This is a genomic window from Actinosynnema sp. NPDC050436, from assembly GCF_040655415.1.
Lineage (GTDB): Bacteria > Actinomycetota > Actinomycetes > Mycobacteriales > Pseudonocardiaceae > Actinosynnema.
In genome coordinates, this window is the sequence record NZ_JBFAJV010000005.1 from 86,718 (window position 1) to 105,411 (window position 18,694).

The following is an 18,694-nucleotide window of genomic DNA, read 5'->3' on the forward strand; positions in this document are numbered from 1 at the left end:
ACGAGAAAAGGAACACCCATGGCGGCCTCACCGGAGCAGGCGCGCATGTTCGCGCAGACCTTCGACCAGATGGTCCTCAACATCTCGCGGGCGATCGTCGGCAAGGACGACGTGGTGCGGCTGGCGCTGACCTGCCTGCTGTCCGAGGGGCACCTGCTGCTGGAGGACTACCCCGGCACCGGCAAGACCTCGCTGGCCAAGGCGCTCGCCGGCACCGTGCAGAGCTCCAACGCGCGCATCCAGTTCACGCCCGACCTGCTGCCCTCGGACGTGACCGGCGTGCAGGTCTACGACCAGCGCACCCAGCAGTTCGAGTTCCGGCCCGGCCCGATCTTCCACTCCATCGTGCTGGCCGACGAGATCAACCGGGCCTCGCCCAAGACCCAGTCGGCGCTGCTGGAGGTCATGGAGGAGGGCCGGGTCACGGTGGACGGCACCACCCGGCCGGTCGGCAGCCCGTTCATGGTCATCGCCACCCAGAACCCCATCGAGCAGGCCGGCACCTACCGGCTGCCCGAGGCGCAGCTCGACCGCTTCCTGATGAAGACCAGCGTCGGCTACCCGGACCACAACGCCACCGTCGCGCTGCTCGCCGACGCCGCCACCCGCGACCGCACCCGGGCGCTGCGGCCGGTGATCTCCGGGCAGGCCGTCGCGCAGATGGCGGCGGTGGCCGACCAGGTGCACGTCGACCCGGCCGTGCTCGGGTACGTCAGCCGGCTCGCCGAGGGCTCCCGGACCCACCCGCACGTGCGGCTGGGCGTGTCCGTGCGCGGGTGCCTGGCCTACGTGCGGTGCGCCAAGACGTGGGCCATCGCGCAGGGCCGCAACTTCGTCGGCCCGGACGACGTGAAGGCGCTGGCGCTGCCCGTGCTGGGGCACCGCGTGCTGCTCAAGACCGAGGCCCAGTTCGACGGCGTGACCGTCGACCAGGTCGTGGCGCAGCTCCTCGCCGACGTCGTGCCGCCGGTCGAGCGGGTCGCGTGAACCGGGTCGCCGAACTGCTCGGCGTGGTCACGCCGCTGGGTCGGGTGGTCGCGCTCGCGTCGGTGGTGCTGTGGTGGGCCGGCGCGCAGCTCGGCTGGACCGAGCTGGTGCTCGCGGGCGCGACCGGGCTGGTCGTGTTCGGCCTGGCCTGCCTGCTCACCCTGGGGCGCGCGGCCCTGCGCGTCCGGGTCGAGCTGGACCGGCAGCGGGTCGTGGTGGGCCGGCAGGCGAACTGCGCGGTCGACATCGCGCAGACCACCGCCGGCCGGCTGCTGCCGCTGACCCTGGAGCTGCCGGTGGGCGACCAGGTCGAGGTGTTCGACGTGCTCGGCGGCGGGCGGCGGGCCTTCCCGATCCCCACCCGCAGGCGCGGCGTGATCGCGGTCGGCCCGGCGACCACCGTGCGCGGCGACCCGCTGGGGCTGCTGCGCCGCACGGTGACCTGGACCGACCCGGTCGAGCTGTTCGCGCACCCGGTGACCGTGCCGCTGGAGCCGCTGGCCGCCGGGCTGCTGCGCGACCTGGAGGGGCGGGCCACCACCGACCTGTCGATGAGCGACCTGGCGTTCCACGCGCTGCGCGAGTACGCGCCGGGCGACGACCACCGGCACATCCACTGGCGCTCGTCGGCGAAGCTCGCCGCGCCCGGCCGGTTCCTGGTGCGCCAGTACCAGGACACCCGGCGCGCGCACCTGGCCGTCGTGGTGGACGGGTTCGCCGGGGCCTACCCCGACGCCGAGCACTTCGAGACGGCCGTGTCGGCGGGCGCGTCGATCGCCGCGCGGGCCATCGGCGACGAGGTGGAGACGACCGTGCTCGCGGCGGGCCAGGTCGCGCACCGGGCCGGCGTGCGGGCCGCGCTGGACGCGCTGACCCGCTGCGACACCGGGACGGAGCCGCTGGTCGAGCTGGTGTCCCGGACCGTGCGGATCATGCCCGACGTGACCACGGCGGTCGTGGTGACCGGCCCGGTGCCGACGTTCGCCGAGTTGCAGTCGGTGCTCTCGGCGTTCGCCACCGAGGTGCGCACGGTGGTGGTCCGGGTCGACCACGACAACCGCACCGCGCTGACCGGTGACGTGCTGTCCCTGCGCGAGCTGAACGACCTGCCGGTGCTGCTGGCCGGGGGTGGTCTCGGGTGAGGCCGGGGCGGGCGGACCTCGCCGACGCCGGCTTCCTCGGCGCGCTGTTCGCGCTGGCGCTGGTGGGCTTCCACACCACCTACACCGGGTGGGCGTTCTTCGGCGCGGGCCTGGCCGGGCTGGCGCTGGGCGTGCTGGTCGGCTTCCTGGCCGCCCGGCTGCGCCAGCCGATGATCGCCGTGGCGTTCATGACCCTGGCGGTGTTCTTCCTGCTGGGCGGCGCGGTGGCGACCCGTGAACGGGTGGTCGGCGGCGTGCTGCCGACGCCGGAGAGCGTGACCGGGCTCGCCGACCTGTCGGTCAACGCGTGGAAGCAGCTGCTCACCACGCTGCCGCCGGTCGACGGCACCGGGCCGCTGCTGGTGATCCCCTACATCCTGGGCCTGCTGTGCGGTGCCGGCGGGTTCACGCTGGCCCGCCGGGTCCGGGCGAGCGCCGCGCCGGTCGTCGCGCCGCTGCTGGTGCTGGCCTCGGTGGTCCTGCTGGGCACCGGCGAGGAGCCGGTGGTCGTGCTCGGCGTGGCCTTCGCGCTGGTCGCGCTGGCCTGGGCCGGTGTCCGGTCCCGGCGGTCGCGCCGGTCGTCGGGCGGGCTGCGCCGGGCGGCCACCGCGCTGGTGCTGCTCGGCGTCGGCGGCGGCCTGGTCGGTGGGATCGGCGCGCTGCTGCCCGGCGCGGGGCACCGGGTGGTGCTGCGCGACCACGTCGAGCCGCCGTTCGAGATCGGCGTCTACGCGAGCCCGCTGGTCGGGTTCCGCAAGTACACCAAGGACGCCGACCAGCTCTGGGACCAGACGCTGTTCACCGTCAAGGGGCTGCCCGAGGGCGAGCGCGTCCGGATCGCCGCGCTGGACGACTACGACGGCTCGGTGTGGGCGGCCACCAACGGGCCGCCCCGGGAGGTCGGCGAGCGCAACGGGTTCCAGCGCGTCGGCGCGCGCATCCCGGCGACCGGCGCCGGCCGCGAGGTCGAGCTGGAGGTGACCGTGGAGGCCGCGTTCGAGTCCGCCGAGGAGGTCAACGCGTGGCTGCCCGGCGCGGGCAGGGCCACCCGGATCTCCTTCGAGGGCGAGCGGGCCGCGTCGCACACCGAGCAGCTTCGCTACAACCTGGCCACCGCCTCCGCGATCGTCGCCGACCGCCTGCGCGCGGGCGACAGGTACACCGTCACGGCCGTGCTGCCGCCCGGCGACCTGCCCGCAGACCTCCAGCCGGCGGGCCGGCCGGCCGTCGGCGACCTGGCGTTCGTGCGCGGCAAGGCCCAGCAGTGGGCGGGCGGCTCGCCGAACCTGGGCGAGAAGCTCCGCGCGGTGGCGACCTACCTGCGGGAGAACGGTGCGTACACCGACGGCGGGCCGGGCGAGGCCGAGTACCTGCCCGGCCACGGCCTAAGCCGGATGGCGGCGTTCTTCAACGCCGCCAAGCCGGTCGGCAACGACGAGCAGTACGCGGCGGCCTACGCGCTGGTCGCCAACCACCTCGGGATGCCCGCCCGGGTCGTGCTCGGCGCGACACCCGGCGCGGACGGCGTGGTGCGCGGCGAGCACGTGCACGCCTGGGTGGAGCTCCACGTGGCGGACGGCCGCTGGCTGGCCGTGTCGGACTTCGTGCCCGACCGCTCCAAGCGCCCGGACCGCAAGCCGCCCCAGCAGGTCGACAACACCGACGCGTCGATCGTGCCGCCGCCCAACGCGATGCGGCTGCCCGACTCGCTGACCGACGCCGGCCGGGTGGACGCCAACTCCGGGCGGCGCGGCATGGTCGGGGACGCCTGGCAGGTGCCGTCGTGGCTGCTCGGCGTCCTCACCTGGGCCGGGCCGCCGGTGCTGCTGGTGGTCACGGTGGTGGGGACGATCGTCCTGCTCAAGACCCGCCGGCGGGCGCGGCGGCGCTCCACCGGGCCGATGGCGCTGCGCGTCGCACGGGCGTGGCGCGACCTCGTGGACCACGCGCGCGACCTGGGCGCGAAGGTGCCGGTCGGGACGACCCGGCTGGAGGAGGCGGAGCACCTGGCGCACGCCTGGACGCCCGGGACGGTGGTGCCGCCCGCGTACACCTGGCCGGTGCGCGCGGGTGCGGAGCAGGTGCCCGCGTTCGTCGAGCCGACCGCGTACAGCCCGCTCCAGCTCCGGGACCTGGCACGGGCGGCGGACGCCACGGTGTTCGGGCCGGGGGAGCCGGGCGAGGGCGTGGTGGCGGAGTACTGGCAGCGCGTGGACGGGGCGCGGCGCTCGATGGGCCGTGGCCTGCCGTGGTGGCGGCGCTGGTTCGGCGTGGTCAACCTGAAGTCGTTCCGCAAGCGCTGAGGTGCCGCTCCCGGCGGTGGACCCGGGGCCGACGGAGCAGGGCGGCTGCCGACTCGTTCGAGTCGGCAGCCGCCCTGTGTCATCCGATCCGGGTCATCCGATCCGGGCTGTGCTGATCAGGTCAGCAGGCGCCCAGGTCCTGCCACACGGCCCAGGAGTTCGGGTGACCGGGCTCCGCGCCGGTGGAGTACCAGGTGGACTTCCACTTGTGCGAGTTGTGCGAGACCTCGTCGTTCGGCACGTACGCCGTCGACGCGCTCCACGCCGGGACGCCGTCGCAGCCGCCCGGACCGCCGCCGCCGGTCACCGTCAGGGTGTAGGTGGCGGTGTGCGTGCTGTCCGTGCCGGTGGCCGTCACCGTGATGGTGTACTGGCCCTCCGGCGTCGCCGAGGTCGTGGCGATCGTCAGGGTCGACGTCTCACCGGACTCGACGGACAGCGGGTTGAACGTCGCCGTGGCACCCGTCGGCAGACCCGTCGCCGAGAACCACACCTTGTGCGCCGAGCCGGCCGTGGTGGTCGTGCGCACGGTCGACGTGGCCGAGGCACCCGCCTGGACGCTGCCGCTGCTCGGGTCGAGGACCACCGAGAAGTCGTTCGCCGGCGGCTCGCCCCCGATCCGCAGCTGGTAGGTCGCCGAGTGCGTGGCCTGCGAGCCGGTACCCGTGACGGTCACCGGGTAGGTGCCGGCGGGCGTGGCCGAGGTGGTGGTGATGGCCAGCTTCGACGACTCGCCGGCCGCCAGCGTGGTCGGGGTGAACGTCGCCGTGGCGCCGGCCGGCAGGCCGGAGGCGCTCAGCGCCACCTTCTGCGACTCGCCGGAGGTCACCGTGGTGCCGACCGTCGTGGTGACGGTGCCGCCCGCGTTGGTCTCACCGCTCGCCGGGGTGAGCGCGATGGCGAAGTCGTCCTCCGCCGGGGCGGTGCCCACCGTGAGGTTGTAGGTCACGGTGTGCGTGGTGGCGCCCTGGCCGCGCACGGTCAGCGGGTAGGTGCCCGCCGCCGTGCCCGCCGCCACCGAGATGTTCAGCGTGGACGAACCGCCCGAGGTCACCGACGCCGGGGTGAGGGTCGCGGTCACGCCGTTCGGCTGGCCGGTCACGGTCAGCGCGACCGAGTGCGGCTGGCCGGTCACCGTCGTGGTGCGGACGGTCGAGGACGCGGTGCCGCCGGGGGCCACCGTGCCGGAGGACGAGCTCAGCTCCAGGCTGAAGTCGTTCTGCTGCTGCGGGGTGCAGGTCGGCTCGCCGGACTGGGCCGGGACGCTGATCGCCTGCCACGCCGCCTTCACCGCGTTGTACTGCGCGCAGGTCGGGTCGAGCGTCTTGGCCGCCGTCAGGGTGCCGACGCGGTACTTGAAGTGCGTCTGGGTCGACGTCTTCAGCAGCATCGCGTTGTAGAACACCCGGCCCGCCGCCTGGATGCCGATGCCCTTGACGGTGGAGCCGTCGCAGGTCGGGCTGCTCGGCTTGCCGCCGCCGGGGTTCGAGCCCTCGGCGAGCAGGTAGAACCAGTGGTTCAGCGGACCGGCCGCGGCGTGCACCTCGGTGCCGGGGATGGAGCTGGACCAGCAGTTCGGGTGGCCGCCGACGGCCTGCGGGTTGTACATGTTGCGGATCGGGCCCTGGCCGACCAGGTTGACCGACTCGCCGACGAGGTAGTCCGGGGTGTCGTACGGGGACGGCTCGTTGGCGTACGCCTCGGTCAGCGCGCCGAAGATGTCACCGGTCGCCTCGCCGAGGCCGGCCTCGCGGCCCGCGCCACCGGGGGTGTACTGGTCGAGCGCGTGGCCGTGCTCGTGGCCCACGACGTCCATCGACGCGATCCACTGGTTCGCGTTGTTCCGGCCGATCTCGATGTGCTGGCCGGTCCAGTAGGCGTTGACCTTGTCCAGGCCGACCTTGACCGTGACACCCCGGCCGTTGCCGTCGATGCCGTTGCGGCCCAGCCAGTTCTTCAGCATGTCCCACTGCTTCTGGGTGGACCAGAGCACGTCGGCGCAGCCGGTTTCCTTGCTGGTCGCCCGGCCGGTGCCGAACGAGTTGGACGACTTGGTGAACGGCTGGTTGGTGGCGTAGTCCACGCAGCGCAGGCCGGGCCGGGTGTCGTCCACGGTGCTGTTGTTGCTGGTGTCGATGTTCAGCGGGTTCGGGCCGTTCCACTCGCTCTGCCCGGTGCCCGCGTGGACGTCGTCCACCTGGTCCTCGACCACGCCGGTCTGGGCGTTGACGTAGACGTGCAGGCGGCTCGGCGCACCGGCCCGGGTGCCGGTCACCAGCACCTCGTAGACCAGCTTGTCCTTCTCGCCGGCCAGGACGGACAGGGTGCCGCCCTCGACCTTGTCCACGGTGGACAGCTGGGCGCGGGCGATGCCCTTCGCCCGTGCCACGCTGATCTTGGCCCGGGTGTCGACCGCGAGGGCGCCCTCGTTCGCGGCGACCGTGTCCAGGACCTTCCCGTCCGCGTCGGTGGCGACGACCGCGTCGCCACCGATGACCGGCAGACCCTTGTAGGTCCGGTCGTAGGACACGTAGTACAGGTCCTTCTTGCCGGGGACGCCGCCCTTGTGCACGGCGCGGCGTTGGAACTGCTCGTCAGGGCCCTTGGCCAGGGCGTCCAAACCGGACGCGGCGGCCCGGTCGGCCGCTGTCGTGGCCAGGGCGGTAGGGGTGGCCGGTGCCGTCGGCGCCGCTTGTGCGGCGCTCGACGCGGCCTGGACCGACAGTGCTACCAGGCACGCGGCCAGGTACACGCCGATACTGCGTTTCATGCCAGCTCCTCAGGCACGCAGGGAATACCGAGGACTCGGACGACGAATGTCCCAGTCACGAGCGGCGACCTCGATAAAAGCAAGTCCCTGTGTAACGCGCACGGGGTAGCCCTTCGAGGATTAACCGTTGCCAGTAGCCTCGGCCTACCCGATATTGAGCCCTTCGGGCCAATTGTCCAGGACCAGTGAGGAGGCTGGTCATACTGTCGGATCTATGGCCTTCCGATATGCCCCCGAACGGTCGGCATCCGAATTGTCGAATGCGCTCGGCGGTCCGTGCAGGCGCTGTCCGCTTTCGGATGCTGTCCGATTTCCGACGTCGGTTCGGACGGCTGCGCCGCAGGTCAGGGGCTTGGGAGTGGGGTTCGTGCTGGATCGGCCCGGCTCGTCCGGCCCGGACTCGCGCAGTGCCGGTCGCCGGCCCCGGTGCTCCGTCCGGGAGCCGGTGCCCGTGCTGTTTGCCGGATCGGCGGGTCGCGCCGGCCGACGGGATTCGCGGCAGCGCCACCCGGGACCGGGTGATATCGCGGCCGGCGCTGCTTCCTGCATACCCCTCGGAGCCCGCCGGGGAAACACCCGGCGGGTATCCGGGCGGGCAGAACACACGTTCGGCGGCGGAAATCCGCCGTGCGCCGGGACGTGCGGCCGGTGCGCGGGCCGACCGGCGGCCCGCGCGTCGGGCCGGTTGCGAACCCCGCGCACCCGGGCTCCGCCACGATGACCCGGTCGCGGTGGTGGAGCACGGGGGGAGCGCGGTGGACGTCGTGGAGTCGGACCCGCACCGGGCGGGGATCGCCGAGTTGGCCGAGTACCACCGGATCCGGCAGAGGGGCGCGACCCGGACCACGACGACCAGCCGGACTTCGACGCGGCGGTCGAGCGGATGCGCAACCCGTTCCCCGGGCTCGGCGAAGCGGCGTTCCGCGTGGTCCGGGACGCCGGCACGGCCGTGGCCGTCGCGTACGTGCGGTTCCCCGAGGACGAGAACGCGCACCTGGTCGTGGCCGACGTGGTCGTGCTCCCGGAGCACCGCCGGCGCGGCGTGGCCACGCGGGTGCTGCGGCACCTGGCGGTGGAGTTCGCCGCGCGGGACCGCCGCGTGGTCGAGGGGTGGCTGGTGCCGGAGGGCGGCCCGGGTGACCGGTGGGCCCGGTCGCCGGGCTTCCGCCCGGTCCGGGCGGTCGCCCGCCTGGTGCTGGACCTGACCACGGCCGACCGCTCGCTGTGGTACGTGCCGCCGCCCGCCGGGTACCGCCTGGTCCGGCGGCCCTGCCGGGTGCCCGACGAGTACCTGGAGTCCTACGCGGTGGCGCGCGGCGCGATCCACGACGCGCCGGCCGGCGCGACGGAGTTCCGGCCCCCGCAGTGGACCGCCCGGCAGGTGCGCGAGTCCGAGGAGGAGACCCGCGCGCAGGGCACCGACCACCGCGTGGTCGCCGCCCTGCGCGGTGACGAGGTGGTCGGCCCGAGCGAGGTGGTCATCCTGCCGCACGACCCGCACGAGGCGGTCCAGGGCGACACGGCGGTGCTCGCCGCCCACCGGGGCTGGGTTTCCGGCCGCTGCCGTCCTACCCGGTGCTCGCCTGCCCGGTGGCCGACCTGCTCTGACGGCTCAGCGCGCTTCCCGGGTGCGCCACAGCAGCAGCACGAAGTAGGGCGTGCCGACCAGGGCGATGACCAGCCCGGCCGGCACCTGCGCGGGCGCGATCACGGTGCGCCCCAGCGTGTCCGCGAGGCTCACCAGCACCGCGCCGACGGCCGCCGCGACCGGCAGGACCCGCGCGTGCCGGCCGCCGACCAGCGACCGCGCCAGGTGCGGCGCGACCAGCCCGACGAACGCCACCACGCCGATCGCCGACACCGCCGAGGCGGCCAGCACCCCGGCCGCCACCAGCACGAGCAGCCGCGAGCGCTCCACCCGCACGCCCAGCACGCGCGGCGTGTCCTCGTCCAGGACGTGCAGGTCCAGCTCGCGCTGCCGGGTCCACAGCAGCGGGGTCAGCGCGACCAGCGCGACCGCCACCGGCAGCACCTGCTCCGGGGTGCGGCCGTAGGTCGACCCGGACATCCAGGTCAGCGCCTTGGCCGAGTTGTACGGGTCCGAGGTGGCGATCAGCAGGGTGATCAGCGCCAACCCGCCGGACCAGGTGGCGATGCCGATGACCACCAGCCGGTCGGGGTCGACGCCGGACCGCCACGCCAGCCCGTAGACCAGCCCGAACGCCACCGCCGCGCCCAGCCCGGCGGCACCGGCGATCTGCCACGCGCCGGCCAGCGGCACGACGGTGATCAGCGTGATCGCGCCGACGCCCGCGCCGCCGGTGATGCCCAGCAGCCCGGGTTCGGCCAGCGGGTTCCGGCTCACCGACTGGATGCCGCACCCGGACACGGCCAGCGCCGCGCCGGCGGTCAGCGCGGCCAGCACGCGGGGGAGCCGCTGGTCCAGCACGAAGGTCAGCGCGGTCCCGGTCCGCCCGGTGGCCCAGTTGACCAGGTCGCCCAGCAGCACCACGCGGTCGCCGAGCATCATGCCGCCCAGCGGGGCGGCGACGACCAGCACCGCGAGCACCCCGCCGACCGCCCGCAGGCGTCCGCGCGACCCGGCCACGCCGACCCGCCCGGCGGGTGCCGCGCGCCCCGTCCGGCCGGACGACGAGCGCCCGCGCCGCGCCAGCCACACCAGCACCACCGCGCCGAGCAGCGTGGTGGCGACGCCGGTCGGCACGGCCAGCGCACCGGCCGACCCCAGCGCCGCGCGCAGCAGCACGTCCGCGCCCACCACGACCAGAATGCCGACGAGCCCGGAGACCGGCAGCAGCACCCGGTGCCGGCCCAACCCGGGCGCGAACGGCACGAGCAGCTTCACGATCACCGGCGCGCACAGGCCGACGAAGCCGACCGGCCCGGCGACGGTCACCGACGCGGCGGTCAGCGCCACGGTCAGCAGCACCGCGCCGATCCGGGTGCGCCGCACCTTCAGCCCGAGCACGGTGGCGTTGTCGTCGCCCAGCGCGAGCAGGTCCAGCGACCGGCCCATGGCGACCAGCGCCGCCACCGCGAGCGCCACCACGGGCGCCATCCGGGCGGTGGTGTCCAGGTCGGCGACGGTGAGCGAGCCGCTGCCCCAGGCGAACAGCCCGGTCGTCTCCTGCTCGTACATCAGCAGCAGGAGGATGGTCAGCGATTGCAGCGCCAGCGCCACCGCCGACCCCACCAGCACCAGCCGGGGGCTGGTCGACCCGCCGCCGGACAGCCCGAGCACGACCGCCGCCGCGCCGAGCCCGCCGACGAACGCGGCGGCGCCGGAGGGCAGCGCGGGCAGGCTCAGCCCGAACGCGGCGATGGCGACGACGGCCAGGTGCGCGCCCGCGTTGACCGCGAGCGTGTCCGGCGACGCCAGCGGGTTGCGCGCCACGGACTGCATCCCCGCGCCGGCCACGCCGAGGGCGACGCCGAGCAGCAGGGCGGTGAGCAGGCGAGGCAGGCGGGACCCGGCGAGCACCGCGCGGGTCGCCTCGTCGCCCTGGCCGACGAAGGCTTCGAGGACGTCGAGGACACCGGTGTCGGAGGTGCCCTGGGTGAGGTGGACGGCGGAGAGCACGACGATGAGCGCCGTGATCCCCGCCGTCACGGCGGCGGTGCGGAGCACGTCAGGACGTGGCGGCCCGGACCACCTGGTCGGCGATGTGGCCGACGGACGCCGGCCCGCCGAAGGTCCAGGTGCCGGGTGCGAGCTTGGTGATCTTCTTGGAGGTCACGAACGGCAGCCGCTGCCACACCGGGTTCTGCTCCAGGCCGGTGCTGAACACGTCCTCCTCGGACGCGCTGTAGATCATGATGGTCTTGGGGTCGGTGAGCGCGGACAGGCCCTCGACGTCGGTCTGGCCCAGCCCCCACTGCTCGTCGACCTTGCCGGTCCAAGCGTTCTTCAGGCCGACCTGCTCGGCGATGTCGGAGACCAGCGACCCCTTGCCGAACGGGCGGATGCTGACCGTGCTGCCCTCCATCCAGCCGTCGGTCATGAAGAACGGCGTGCCGGTCGCGCCCTTGGCCTCGACGGCCTTGCGGCCCTCGGCGAGCTTGGCGTCCATGTCGGACAGCAGCTCGTCGCCCTCGGCGGACTTGCCGACGGTCTTGGCGATCAGCTTCACGTCGTCGCGCAGCCGGTCGATGTTGCGGGTCGCGTCGCTGGTCTTGGTGACCACGACCGGGACGTACTTCTCCAGTTGCGGCACGAGGGTGGACTCGCGCTCCTCGGCCATCACCACCACGTCGGGGGCGAGCGCGACGATCGCGTCGACGCTGGGCTCGTTGCGCTTGCCGACGTCCTTGACCGAGGCGTCGAGGCTCACCTCGGAGTTCCACGTCTTGAGGCCCGCCAGGTCGGCCACGCCGACCGGCGCGACGCCGAGCGAGGCGAGGATCTCGGTCTCGGCCCACTCCAGGGCGACGACCTTCTTGGCCGGTGCCTTCAGCTCCACGGCCTTGCCCCGCGAGTCGGTCACCGTGACCGGGCCGCCGGCCGAGCCGGTCTCCCCGGTGGGCGGCGCGCTCTCGGTCGTGCCGCAGGCGGTCAGCAGGATCGCGGCAGCCGCGATCAGGGCGGGGATGCGCATGGTGCTCTTCTCCGTTGTGCTTCGGTCAGGCGGGGCGGGGCGCGCGCCGGCCCAGCGGGCGGCAGTGGACGGCCCCGGTCACCGGGTCGTCGGCGACGTGGACCGCGATGCCGTACGCCTCGGTGAGGTGCGCGGAGGTGAGGACGTCCCGGACGTCGCCGGCGGCGACCACCCGGCCCTCGGTGAGCAGCACCACCCGGTCGGCGACGGTCGCCGCGTGGTCGAGGTCGTGCAGCACCACGCCCACCGCCACGCCGTGGTCGTCCGCGAGGTCGCGGACGACGTCGAGGACCTCGACCTGGTAGCGCAGGTCGAGGTGGTTCGTGGGTTCGTCCAGCAGCAGCACGGAGGTCTCCTGCGCGAGGCAGGACGCGAGCCAGACGCGCTGGAGCTCGCCGCCGGACAGCTCGTCCACGCCCCGGTCGGCCATGCCCGTGACGCCGGTCAGCGCCATGGCCCGCTCGACGGCGGCGGCCCCTCCGGTGTCGACGCCGCGCCAGCCGGTGCGGTACGGGTGGCGCCCGTAGCCGACGACGTCGCGCACGGACACCCCGGACGGGGTGGGCCGGTGCTGGGTGAGCAGGGTGACCTCGCGGGCGAACTCCTTGCCCGACAGCGCGGAGCCGTGCCACACCCGGCGCTCGCCGAGCCGCACGTCCCCGCCGCGGGGCCGGTGCAGCCGCGCCAGCGACCGCAGCACCGTGGACTTGCCGGACCCGTTGGGCCCGACCAGCGCGGTGATCGTGCCCCGGTGCAGTTCGAGCGAGACGCCGTGGACGACGGTGCGGTCGTGGTGCGCGAGCACCAGGCCGTCACCGGCCAGCAGCGCGCCATCGCCCTTGGACATGTAGGGGAGCCTAACCTAAGCCGGCGGTTAACCCATACGGGCGTGATCTACTGCACTCAATGGCAGAGTTGATCACTCTCCGGAGTTGCGTCCGACCCAGGTTGTCCACCTGACGTGTACTCACCACGGACCGCGACCGGCACCACCACAACGGTCGAGGCGCGCCCCCGCGCCGATCGGCTTCGGGCCACCGCAGCCCGGCCCGCCGCGCTCCCCGGAACCCGCAGGTCACGGCCTCGCGTGCGACCGCGACCCCCGCACCGGCCGCCGGGCGCCCCGCGAAGTGCGGACACCCTCGGCACGTCGGGGTTGCGCCAAGGGAGGGACACCGCTGCCCGAACGTGTGGAACCACCGCTGGAGGGCTTGGCCCACGCGCCCCGCGACTGGTTGCGTGCTCCCGGTATCCGCGTGGTCCGGACCGCCGGGTCACCCAGAGGAGGGCACGAGCCGATGCAGCCGTTCCAGTTGCCGGAGTTCTACATGCCCTACCCGGCGCGGCTGAACCCGAACCTGGAGCGCGCGCGGGCGCACAGCAAGGCGTGGGCGCACGGCATGGACTTCATCGACGTCCCCCAGCACGGCACGGTCATCTGGACCGACCACGACCTCGACTCGCACGACTACGCCCTCCTGTGCGCCTACACCCACCCGGACGCGTCCGCCGACGACCTCGACCTGGTCACCGACTGGTACGTGTGGGTCTTCTACTTCGACGACCACTTCGTGGAGCTGTACAAGCGCAACCCCGGCGACATCGCGGGCGCGAAGGCGTACCTCGACCGGCTGCCGCTGTTCATGCCGGTCGACGGCGTGATCGGCGCCGAGCCGACCAACCCGGTCGAGAAGGGCCTCAAGGACCTCTGGGAGCGGACCGTCCCGGCGCACTCGGTGGACTGGCGCCGGCGCTTCGCCGACAACACCAAGCACCTGCTCGACGAGTCCATGTGGGAGCTGCACAACATCAGCGAGGGCCGGCTGGCCAACCCGATCGAGTACGTCGAGATGCGCCGCAAGGTCGGCGGGGCGCCGTGGAGCGCGAACCTGGTCGAGCACGTCACCGGTCTGGAGGTGCCCGCGCGGATCGCGCTGTCGCGCCCGCTGGGCGTGCTGCGGGACACCTTCTCCGACGCCGTGCACCTGCGCAACGACCTGTTCTCCTACGAGCGGGAGGTGCTGGACGAGGGCGAGCTGAGCAACGGCGTCCTGGTGCTGGAGAAGTTCCTCGACATCCCGACCCAGGAGGCCGCCGAGGCGGTCAACGACCTGCTCACCTCGCGCCTGCACCAGTTCGAGCACACCGCCGCCACCGAGGTGCCGCCGCTGCTCGACGAGCACGCGGTCGACCCGCTGGGCCGGCTCGCCGTCGCCGCCTACGTCAAGGGGCTCCAGGACTGGCAGTCCGGCGGCCACGAGTGGCACCTGCGGTCCAGCCGCTACATGAACGACGGCGCGGTGGGCGCCGACCCGGTGCCCGGCGGCCCGACCGGGCTGGGCACGCGGGCGCTGCGCTCGCTGCTCGACACCGCGCCGCAGCGGTTGCGCGCCCACGGCCACGTGCCGTTCGGCGAGGTGCCGCCGCTGCCGGAACCCGCGCTGGAGATGCCGTTCCCGGTGGCGGTCAGCCCGCACTGGCCGGACGCCCTGGAGCGCAGCGTCCGGTGGGCGGCGGAGATGGGCATCTTCGCGGACGGCACCGGCGTGTGGACCGAGGAGCGCGCGCGGGACTACGACGTCTCGCTCTGCTCGGCGGGCATCGACCCGGACGCCACGGCCGACGAGCTGGCGGCGTCGGCGAAGTGGCTGCTGTGGGGCACCTACGCCGACGACTACTACCCGCTGGTGTTCGGCCGGCCCGGCGACCTGCCCGCCGCGAAGGTCGCCACCGCCCGGCTCAAGCAGCTCGCGCCGTTGGCGGGCTCGGCGGAGATCGCGCCGGTCAACGCGATGGAGCGCGCGTTGTCCGACCTCTGGACGACGACGGTCGCGTCGAAGGCTCCGGCGAACCGGCAGCAGCTGCGGCACTCGCTGGACGCGATGCTGGACGCCTGGCTGTGGGAGCTGGCCAACCAGCACGCGCACCGCGTGCCCGACCCGGTGGACTACCTGGAGATGCGCCGGCGGACGTTCGGCTCCGAGCTGACCATGAGCATGAGCCGGCTCGGCCACGGCGCGCTGGTGCCCGAGGAGGTCTACCGCACGCGGGCGATGCGCAACATCGAGAACTCCGCCAGCGACTACGGGGCGCTGACCAACGACCTGTACTCCTACCGCAAGGAGGTCCAGTACGAGGGCGAGCTGCACAACCTCGTGCTGGTGACGCAGACGTTCCTGGACGTCGACGTGCACCGGGCGTACGCGGTCGTGACGGACCTGGCGAACCAGCGGCTGCGGCAGTTCCGGCACTCGGTCGAGTTCGAGCTGCCCGCGCTGTTCGAGGAGTTCGGGCTGGACGCCGCCGGGAAGGCGGCGATCCGGGCCTACGTCACCGAGTTGCAGGACTGGATGGCCGGGGTGCTGCACTGGCACCGGGAGGTCCGGCGCTACGACGAGGACAGCCTCAAGCGGCACTTCGGCGACCGGGGGACCGTTGCGCCCCAAGTGTTCCGGGGCCCGACCGGGCTCGGCACGGCGTCCACCCGGATCGTGGCGGCCCACGGCTGACCGGCGCTCCCGGGCCGGGGCGGTCCGGTGGTCAGCGTGCCACCGGCTGCCGGGTCCGGGGCCGTCCGGTGGTCAGCGTGCCACCGGTTCGCCGACCGGCTGCCGGGTCCGGCCCAGCCGGACGAGCAGGTCTGCGGCGTGCTCCGGGCCGGGCAGCGCGGCCAGCTCGGCCCGCAGACGTTCGGCGGCCCGGCGGTGCTCCGGCTCCGCGAGCAGGCGCGACACCGCCGCGCGGACGTCCTCGGGGGTCGCGGTGACCGCGTCGAGGGCCAGGCCCGCGCCGAGGGCCGCGCAGCGCTCGGCGTTGGCCGGCTGGTCCGCGCCGAGCGGGAGGACGAGGTGCGGCAGGCCGTGCGCCACCGCGCCCATCACGGTGCCCGACCCGCCGTGCGACACGACCACGTCGGTGCGCGGCAGCACCTCCTCCTGCGCCACGTACCGCTCGATCCGGACGTGCGCGGGCTGCGGTCCGAACCCGGCCGGGTCGACGTGCCTGCCGACGGTGACCAGCACGTCGGCCGGCAGCTCGCGCAGGCCGGCGATCACCCGCTCGAACAGGTCCCCGGACTCCAGGCCGAACTCGGTGCCCAGCGTGAAGTAGACGGACGGCCGGGCGGAGCGGGAGGCGGCGGTCGGGACCAGCCGGACGGCGTGCTCGGTGGCGTGCCGCCACGCGCCCGGCGCGCGCAGGGACGGCGGGAACGGCGACAGCACCAGGTACCGGCCCGGTGCGGTCAGGTCGGGGTCCGCCGGCAGGCCGCACTCCCGCCGCACCTCGTCCAGCGGCTCGGCCACGACGTCCGGCCGGATCAGCGCGCCGGCCGCCGTCACCCGGACGACCGCGTGCGGGACGCCCCGCAGCTCGGCGGCGAGCGCGGCGGAGAAGTCGAACTCGTCGCAGACCACGACGTCCGGCCGCCAGTGCTCCACCAGCGGCTGGACCAGCGGGAGCCGCGCGCGGGCGCCCCGGCGGGCGAACAGCTCGCGCACCTCCCAGTCGCACACCTCGGGGTCCGGCGGTGTCAGCGGTCCGCGCTCGCGCGGCGCCGGGTCGGACGCCGGGCCCAGTCGGTGGAACGGGAACCCGGCCCGCTCGACCAGGCCGCGCACCGGGTCGGACGCCGCCCACAGGACGGTGTGGCCGGCTTCGGCGATCGCCCGGGAGATCGGCAGCACCGGGTTCAGGTGGCCGGGGCCACCGACGCAGGTGAACAGGAAGCGCACCGCGCCACCCTGCCGGCCCCGGCCTGTCGGGGCCACGGAATTTCGGGCCGCCGCAAGCCCTCCGCCGCTCACCGGGTCGCTCACGGCCCGGTCTCGCAGCGGCCGACGCGCAAGCCCACCGGGACGCCGAACGCCGGCCGTTCACCGCCCGGTGTCGCGGCGGCCGGTGGCCAGGGCGGCGGTGCCCGAGGCGGCCAGCGCGGTCAGCACGGCGACGCCGACCCGGAAGCCGGTCACGCCGTTGCCCGCCAGGTCCGCCGCCAGGGCCGCGACCGCCGGGCCGACCGTCGCACCGAGCATCCGCGCCGTGGAGCTGAGCCCGCCCACCGCGCCCTCCGCGCCCGCCGGGGCCACGGACATCAGCAGCGTGTTGATCGCCGCGTTGAACAGGCCCTGCCCCACTCCCAGCACCGCCAGCCGCCAGCACAGGCCCCCCATGTCGTCCACCGGCAGCAGCAGCACCAGCATCCCGACCACCGTCACCGCCGCGCCGACCAGCGCGAGCAGCCCCGGGCCGTAGCGGTCTGCCAGGGTGCCGGCCACCGCCGACAGCGCGCCCACCCCGCCCACGAACACCAGCAGCGCCACGCCGACGTCCTCGGGGCCTCCGCCGAGCACGTCCGTCACGTAGTACGGCACCAGGAAGAACATCAGCCCGCCCAATGCCGCGAACACCAGCAGCGCGACCAGCGGCCGGGCGAACCGGCCGTGGCGGACCATCTCCAGCACCGGCCGCGACCCGGGCAGCCGGGCCCACAGCACGGCGAGCGCCACCGCCACGAGCGCCACCCACGGCCGGTCCTCGAACGCCAGCAGCACCGCCGTGACCGCGCCGCCCAGCAACACCGCCTCCAGCCACAGGCCGCGATCCGGGAACGGCAGCCCGCGCCCGTCGCCGCGCACCGACCGCAGCACCAGCACCACCACCACGACCAGCAGCGGCACCTTGAGCAGGAACACCGCGCGCCAGCCGAACGCACCCGCCACCAGGCCGCCCAGCGGCGCACCGGCCATCCCGCCGACGGTCATGATCGTCATCACGTACCCGACGGCCCGCCCGCGCCGGTGCGGCGCGACCGCCGCCACCACCACCGGCAGGTAGCCCGCCACCACCAGCGACGCCGCCAGCCCTTGCAGCACCCGACCGAGCAGCAGCACCCAGAACGCGGGCGCGAGCGCCGTCAGGGCGCTCGCCAGGCCGACCCCGGTCGTGGCGAGCAGGAACGCGCGGCGCACGTCGGTGCGGTCCACCCACCGCCCGGCCGGGATGGCGACGGCCGCCATCGGCAGCGTGTAGGCCAGCAGCACCCACGCCGTGGCGGACGGCCCGACGTCCAGCTCCGCCCCCGTGCCGGGCAGCGCCACGGCCGCGACGGTCATCTCCGAGGTGACCGCCAGCATCGCCACCGCGAGTGCCACGACCGGTGCCCACCGCGTTCCCACCTGCGCTTCCTGTGTCATGACCTGAAGTTAGGTGCAGGTGTGCGCCGGTCGAATCCGTCGACCGACCAGTCATCCGACAGATGCCCGGCCGCCGCGCCCGTCCCTAGCGTTGCGGCCATGGGAGACAACGTGATCAAACTGGCCGTGATCGTCGGCAGCACCCGCAAGGGCCGCTTCGCACCGGTCGTCTCGAACTGGTTCGCGGGGCAGGCGCGGCAGCGCGGGGACGTCGAGGTCGACGTGCTCGACCTGGCGGACGTGGGGCTGCCCGACGTGCTGCACGGGTTCGGCGAGGAGCCCGCCGACGAGGTGAAGCTCGTCTCGCCCCGGCTGGCCGAGGCGGACGCGTTCGTCGTCGTCACGCCCGAGTACAACCACAGCTTCCCCGCGCCGCTCAAGAGCGCGATCGACTGGCACTACACCGAGTGGCAGGCCAAGCCGGTCGGGTTCGTGTCCTACGGCGGGGTCGGCGGCGGGCTGCGGGCGGTCGAGCAGCTCCGGCAGGTCTTCGCCGAGCTGCACGCGGTGACCGTGCGGGACACCGTCAGCTTCCACGGCGCGTGGTCGCGGTTCGACGACGACGGCGGGCCGGTGGACCCGGAGGGCGTGAACGGGGCCGCGAAGACCATGCTCGACCAGCTCGTCTGGTGGGGGTCGGCGCTGCGCGAGGCCCGCGCCGCGCGGCCGTACGGGTCCTGAC

General features: G+C 74.3%; 11 protein-coding genes and 1 pseudogene. 6 read left to right on the forward strand and 6 right to left on the reverse strand.

Annotation, left to right across the window (positions count from 1 at the left end; translation table 11 throughout):
- Positions 1 to 18: 18 nt before the first annotated feature.
- From AB0I60_RS15220 to AB0I60_RS15230, 3 genes are read left to right on the forward strand one after another with little or no spacing between them, the layout of a single operon-like run.
- On the forward strand, positions 19 to 987 hold the full coding sequence (locus AB0I60_RS15220; protein ID WP_360729876.1) for a MoxR family ATPase: 969 nt from the start codon (positions 19 to 21) through the stop codon (positions 985 to 987).
- A complete protein-coding gene (locus AB0I60_RS15225) occupies positions 984 to 2,129 on the forward strand; it encodes a DUF58 domain-containing protein (RefSeq protein WP_360729879.1) in 1,146 nt (381 codons plus the stop codon). Before AB0I60_RS15220 ends, AB0I60_RS15225 begins: the two co-directional genes overlap by 4 nt.
- A complete protein-coding gene (locus AB0I60_RS15230) occupies positions 2,126 to 4,432 on the forward strand; it encodes a transglutaminaseTgpA domain-containing protein (protein WP_360729881.1) in 2,307 nt (768 codons plus the stop codon). The genes AB0I60_RS15225 and AB0I60_RS15230 overlap by 4 nt, the downstream gene beginning before the upstream one ends.
- Before the next feature lie 121 nt (positions 4,433 to 4,553).
- Here the strand turns inward: AB0I60_RS15230 and AB0I60_RS15235 are convergent, their stop codons facing one another.
- On the reverse strand, positions 4,554 to 7,202 hold the full coding sequence (locus tag AB0I60_RS15235; protein ID WP_360729886.1) for a M4 family metallopeptidase: 2,649 nt from the start codon (positions 7,200 to 7,202) through the stop codon (positions 4,554 to 4,556).
- Between the two features lie 883 nt (positions 7,203 to 8,085).
- Here AB0I60_RS15235 and AB0I60_RS15240 point away from each other — a divergent pair.
- Positions 8,086 to 8,280 (forward strand): annotated as a pseudogene (locus tag AB0I60_RS15240) (GNAT family N-acetyltransferase); the annotation flags it as partial.
- Positions 8,281 to 8,814: 534 nt separating this feature from the next.
- On the opposite strand, the gene AB0I60_RS15245 reads toward AB0I60_RS15240, so the two are convergent.
- Genes AB0I60_RS15245 through AB0I60_RS15255 form a run of 3 tightly spaced genes read right to left on the reverse strand, consistent with a single transcriptional unit; the run spans position 8,815 to position 12,665 of the window.
- Positions 8,815 to 10,851, reverse strand: coding sequence for an iron ABC transporter permease (locus tag AB0I60_RS15245; protein ID WP_360729888.1), 2,037 nt, complete (start codon positions 10,849 to 10,851; stop codon positions 8,815 to 8,817).
- Between the two features lies 1 nt (position 10,852).
- Complete coding sequence (locus tag AB0I60_RS15250; RefSeq protein ID WP_360729891.1) at positions 10,853 to 11,818, reverse strand: iron-siderophore ABC transporter substrate-binding protein; 966 nt, start codon at positions 11,816 to 11,818, stop codon at positions 10,853 to 10,855.
- Positions 11,819 to 11,843: 25 nt separating this feature from the next.
- The gene (locus AB0I60_RS15255) at positions 11,844 to 12,665 is read right to left on the reverse strand and encodes an ABC transporter ATP-binding protein (RefSeq protein WP_360729893.1); all 822 of its coding nucleotides are present in this window, start codon (positions 12,663 to 12,665) and stop codon (positions 11,844 to 11,846) included.
- A 451-nt stretch (positions 12,666 to 13,116) separates the two neighbouring features.
- On the opposite strand from AB0I60_RS15255, the gene AB0I60_RS15260 reads away from it, so the two are divergent.
- The gene (locus AB0I60_RS15260) at positions 13,117 to 15,327 is read left to right on the forward strand and encodes a germacradienol/geosmin synthase (protein WP_360729896.1); all 2,211 of its coding nucleotides are present in this window, start codon (positions 13,117 to 13,119) and stop codon (positions 15,325 to 15,327) included.
- Between the two features lie 72 nt (positions 15,328 to 15,399).
- Here AB0I60_RS15260 and AB0I60_RS15265 read toward each other — a convergent pair whose 3' ends face one another.
- Together AB0I60_RS15265 and AB0I60_RS15270 are read right to left on the reverse strand one after the other, a co-directional pair.
- On the reverse strand, positions 15,400 to 16,551 hold the full coding sequence (locus AB0I60_RS15265) for a glycosyltransferase (RefSeq protein WP_360729899.1): 1,152 nt from the start codon (positions 16,549 to 16,551) through the stop codon (positions 15,400 to 15,402).
- Between the two features lie 141 nt (positions 16,552 to 16,692).
- Positions 16,693 to 18,012 (reverse strand): MFS transporter, encoded by a 1,320-nt coding sequence (locus AB0I60_RS15270; RefSeq protein WP_360729901.1) that lies wholly within the window; start codon positions 18,010 to 18,012, stop codon positions 16,693 to 16,695.
- Positions 18,013 to 18,111: 99 nt separating this feature from the next.
- Here AB0I60_RS15270 and AB0I60_RS15275 point away from each other — a divergent pair, with 99 nt between their 5' ends.
- A complete protein-coding gene (locus AB0I60_RS15275) occupies positions 18,112 to 18,693 on the forward strand; it encodes an NAD(P)H-dependent oxidoreductase (RefSeq protein WP_360729903.1) in 582 nt (193 codons plus the stop codon).
- Position 18,694: the final 1 nt, after the last annotated feature.

Excerpts from the sequence above, each read along its gene's own strand:
- AB0I60_RS15255 (WP_360729893.1), bottom strand. The coding sequence starts at position 12,665 with ATGTCCAAGGGCGATGGCGCGCTGCTGGCCGGTGACGGCCTGGTGCTC.
- AB0I60_RS15235 (WP_360729886.1), bottom strand. The coding sequence starts at position 7,202 with ATGAAACGCAGTATCGGCGTGTACCTGGCCGCGTGCCTGGTAGCACTG.
- AB0I60_RS15275 (WP_360729903.1), top strand. The coding sequence starts at position 18,112 with ATGGGAGACAACGTGATCAAACTGGCCGTGATCGTCGGCAGCACCCGC.
- AB0I60_RS15270 (WP_360729901.1), bottom strand. The coding sequence starts at position 18,012 with ATGACACAGGAAGCGCAGGTGGGAACGCGGTGGGCACCGGTCGTGGCA.
- AB0I60_RS15250 (WP_360729891.1), bottom strand. The coding sequence starts at position 11,818 with ATGCGCATCCCCGCCCTGATCGCGGCTGCCGCGATCCTGCTGACCGCC.
- AB0I60_RS15220 (WP_360729876.1), top strand. The coding sequence starts at position 19 with ATGGCGGCCTCACCGGAGCAGGCGCGCATGTTCGCGCAGACCTTCGAC.
- AB0I60_RS15260 (WP_360729896.1), top strand. The coding sequence starts at position 13,117 with ATGCAGCCGTTCCAGTTGCCGGAGTTCTACATGCCCTACCCGGCGCGG.